This window comes from Streptomyces sp. NPDC058619, assembly GCF_042717785.1.
In the GTDB taxonomy this organism is placed as follows: Bacteria; Actinomycetota; Actinomycetes; order Streptomycetales; family Streptomycetaceae; genus Streptomyces.
The window spans coordinates 1-3,738 of record NZ_JBHXQN010000136.1 but is presented as its reverse complement, the minus strand read 5'-3'; the positions used below and the strand labels follow the sequence as shown (position 1 = coordinate 3,738).

Annotated in this window: 3 protein-coding genes and 1 riboswitch; all 3 genes read right to left on the bottom strand. The window is 71.3% G+C overall.

What is annotated here, in order from left to right:
* Positions 1-605: 605 nt before the first annotated feature.
* The gene (locus ACFWTC_RS38680) at positions 606-1,346 is read right to left on the bottom strand and encodes a hypothetical protein (RefSeq protein WP_384030116.1); all 741 of its coding nucleotides are present in this window, start codon (positions 1,344-1,346) and stop codon (positions 606-608) included.
* A gap of 283 nt (positions 1,347-1,629) precedes the next feature.
* The gene (locus ACFWTC_RS38675; RefSeq protein ID WP_383806670.1) at positions 1,630-1,998 is read right to left on the bottom strand and encodes a hypothetical protein; all 369 of its coding nucleotides are present in this window, start codon (positions 1,996-1,998) and stop codon (positions 1,630-1,632) included.
* Positions 1,999-3,105: 1,107 nt separating this feature from the next.
* Positions 3,106-3,366: a hypothetical protein gene (locus tag ACFWTC_RS38670; RefSeq protein ID WP_384030118.1), complete on the bottom strand. Its 261-nt coding sequence runs from the start codon at positions 3,364-3,366 to the stop codon at positions 3,106-3,108.
* A 157-nt stretch (positions 3,367-3,523) separates the two neighbouring features.
* A riboswitch (cobalamin riboswitch) is annotated at positions 3,524-3,663 on the bottom strand.
* Positions 3,664-3,738 lie beyond the last annotated feature (75 nt).

Sequence of the window (3,738 nt, the reverse complement as noted above, 5' to 3'; positions counted from 1 at the left end):
TTAAGCGCACTACCGTCGCCCGGGCAGTCCAGCGCGCCCATCCGTGGAGCGGCCTGCGGCTCTGCAAATGGCGACACACACGACGGCACCATGGCGGTGCTCGCAATGCGGGGCCACGCTCCCGCCAGAGTCGAGGACATCCCGCCGGTACTGCGACGCAGCTTGCCGGACGGCGGCATGGCGGCAGTGGAGGGCCCGGCGGGCGCAGCTTGACGCGGGAGGCGAGGCCCTGCGTGCCGTGCTGGAGGGGCGTCGGCATCCCTGGCCGAAGTTCGAATGCCCCGAGTGCCGTGGGACGTGGTACTCCAGCTACACCCCGTTCGGGAAACGGAAGCGCTCCGACAGCCGGTACTGCTCCCCGCGCTGCCGCACGCGGGCATGGCGTCGGCGGAACGCGTCCCGTTCAGCAGGCGTCACCGGGTGACGCCTACCGGTGACGCTAACCAGCGTTCTGCGGCGGGGGCAGCGCGTAGGAAGGATGGGGCGGCCCGGCGGTACTGCCCCCGTCGAAGCGGGCACCGGGCCTGACCCGCACACCCATGTCGGTGCGGGCTGGTACCGACTAACCGCCGTCCGGCCCGCGCCCGACCGGCGGGGCGCCGCTGCTACGGAGAGGCGGTCAGGGCCGCCCCTTCCCGGTCCTGCGTCAGCTCCGCGCAGCGGATGCCCCCACCGGGGTGCCACTCCATCACCGGTGACGCCGTCGCCCCGTGCTCCGCGCACCAGGAAGCGGGAACGATCCCGCCGCAGGCGTGCCGCGCGCACGGGCACCCCTCCCCCAGAGTGTGCGCCAGGCCGTGCCGGACGATCCCCGAGGCAGAGTCGGCGCGGCCCCGCACGCGGGCCGGCCACGACAGCTCGATGTACACGCCCGCCGCCGAGGCGACCCGGTCACTCACCCGGACGTCACCCGTCACCGCCACCGCTCCGAACCCCGGGACGGCCAGCCGCCGCACGCTCATCCCCCACGCAGCACCGGAGGCACCAATCAGGGCGTTCGCGTCAGCCGGCTCCACCCACCCGGACACCCGGTCCGTTCCCTCGATGTCGTCGGCCAGGAACAGCTCCGGGTCGGCCAGGCGGACGCGCAGCGCGTCGACTCCTGCGGCGGTCGCGGACAGGACGGCGGTGGCGAGCGTGTGGGGGATGGTGAGTTTGTCGTGGGTGAGGAGCCAGGCTGCGATCGCGCGCCGGTCGAAGCGGGGGTGCACGTCGGTACCGGCGACCGGGTCGGGGAAGCCGGGCAGGGTCCGGCGCCACACGGTGACCGCGGCGCGGCCCACCCGGGCGATCCGCGCGGCCTCCGCCAAGAACGCCGTGTCGTCGGCGGGGGCGGCCGGCTGCAACGCGGCGAGCGGGGAGCGTCGGCTGGGGCCGGTCCGGCGGACCTGCCGCCAGTCGACGGCGGGGCGGGTCTGCGGCAGCAGCGCAACGGCGTCCGCGGATTCCCTGCCAGGTTCCGCGTGTTGGCATTTCCCCGCACGGAGCCCCTGGCAGTTGTGGCGGGACGGCTCTATCGGCTTGCGCCCACAGGCACCGCGGTGGCCGCTTCCAGGAGGAGCTTTACGGACCGGACCGAGCTGCCGATCCGTACGGCGCCCTCATGTGGAGCCATGCCGCGATCCCGGATCAGGAGACGCGCTTGAGCTGCCACGCGTTGTTGTTGAAGCTGGGGTTCGACGAGTAGACGCAGCTGCTGCTGTAGTACGAGCCGGTCTGAACCCAGCCCGCAGGCTGGTACGTGGAGGCGCAGGCCTGGACCACGGTGCCGACGGGCAGCCCGGTGAGCTGCTTTATCTGCTTGATGTTCGGGCTGAAGCTCTGCGTGCCGCAGCTGCTGCTGTACCCCCAGCTGACGTCTACGTACCCGGTCGGGGTGAGAACGCTCGCGCAGGAGGTGGAGACGTCACCAGGGGCAGCGTGGGCCGGCACGGCGGTCAGAGCAAACATCGCTGCGGCACCGGCGAGGGCCATACCTGTGGTGCGAAGACGAGTCATCGGTCGTGGCTCCTTTTGATCGCGGACGGCCGGTCAGGCCACGAAGCCATTACTACGGGTCGACAGTCGGATTCGAACAGCGAGTTTTGAGCCTAAAGATTCACTGGCCCACCGAGGAGGAACACAACCGGCGCGTGCCGACCGGCGCCAAGGCGGTCTCGGCGAAGCTGAACTCGGACGTCGCGCCGTGACATGGCCCTGGGAACCCAGACCAGGCCACACGCCACCACTCATCACGCCGCCCTATCGGATCGGCTCACCTTCAACACGCCGATACAACAGGGAAGGCGCAGTACAGCGGGACCTGCACCACTCCCCCGTACGCCCGGCCGTAGTCGACGGCGGCCGTGCCCACCGGGGACAGCCAGCCGAGGCGCACCACGTGGTCGAAGTCGGTGCGGCGGACGCCGAGGCGTACGGCGGCCTGGTCCGGGCCCAGGGGCACGTGGTGGTCCAGGAGGGCGGGGAGGTCCCGGCGGCGGGCCAGCGTCCACCTGGTCCGGGTGGACCTCCGGGAACTCGGTGTCGCCGCCGAGGCGGAGCAGGAGGCCGGCGCGTACGAGGTGGCCGACCGCGGCCGCGGTCACCCGCGGCCGCCGCCACGGGAGCGGGACGCCGAGCGCGTCCGTCAGCCGGTCCGCGGCCCACCCCGCGCCGACCGGCCCACGCAGGGCGGCGCGTACCGCCTCCGGGTCGGTGGCCTCCACCACCGCCCGCGACCACTCCCCCGAGCCCGCGTCCACCGGCGGAACTAGCCCGGTCCCGGCCGCCCACCGCCACGCCGCCAGCGGCACCCGCAGACGCCCCGCGGCCTGCCCCTCGTCGTACGCCTCACGCTGCATGCCCATCACACTCTCCCTCCACCAGCAGCCCGACCACCGGGCTGCGACCGAAACATCCAGGAAGATCCTGTTTGTTGTCAATAGGCATGTTTCCAGGGGGAGTTGGGGGCGCACCGCACAAGTCGCCTACGCGTACGCGAGGGGAAAAATCACCCCTGCGGAGGACCCCGACCCCGGTCGGGGCGCAGCGAAGCGGGGCCGCCATCATCCGTGGCGGGCCCCGCTCAACCTGATGTACCCGGGGAGCCGCGCGGGTTCCCTCTGTCTACCGAGTCGGCAAAGTCGAGCCCGGATTCGCCGGTGACGGCAACGGGGTCGGCGTCTGACCGAAGCCGGGGGTGAGCAGGAGCGCGAGCACGGTCACGACGGCAGCCGCCGCGCCGATCGAGGTGCCGAGGTCCCCCCGGCCCACGGCTCCATGGGTGCTCCGGGCGGTGTGCTTGAAGACCGAGAAGCCAACGGCGAAGCCCACAACGATGAGCAGGGCCGCCAGCGGCGCGATCTGAATGGTCACGAAGTCCTCCAAGCTGTGCCCGCCTACGGCGGCGGGAGTTCGTCGGCGTACGCAGACGTCAGCCCTTCGGCGGGGAGCTTGGGGTTCGACAGCAGAAGAGCCCGATCCGGATGGATCGAGCTTCGTCACGATGTCCCGAAGCCCTGTCAGAAGGGCCAAGCGCGTACACGCTCGGCACGTTCTGAAGGGCAGGTCCTCGGACTCACTACACCCTGAGTCGGGCGACGTACCGTTGCGGGACAGTTCCGGATTCACGCCGAATTCCCCTGCGGCCTTCGCCAGAAGTCCACTAGTAGTACTTCGTTAAGTCAAGGCGGCTGCTCGGGTTCGACGTGTGGGTTTCTTTGCGGGAATCGGGCGTTGGCAGGTGCGGCAGATGCCGGT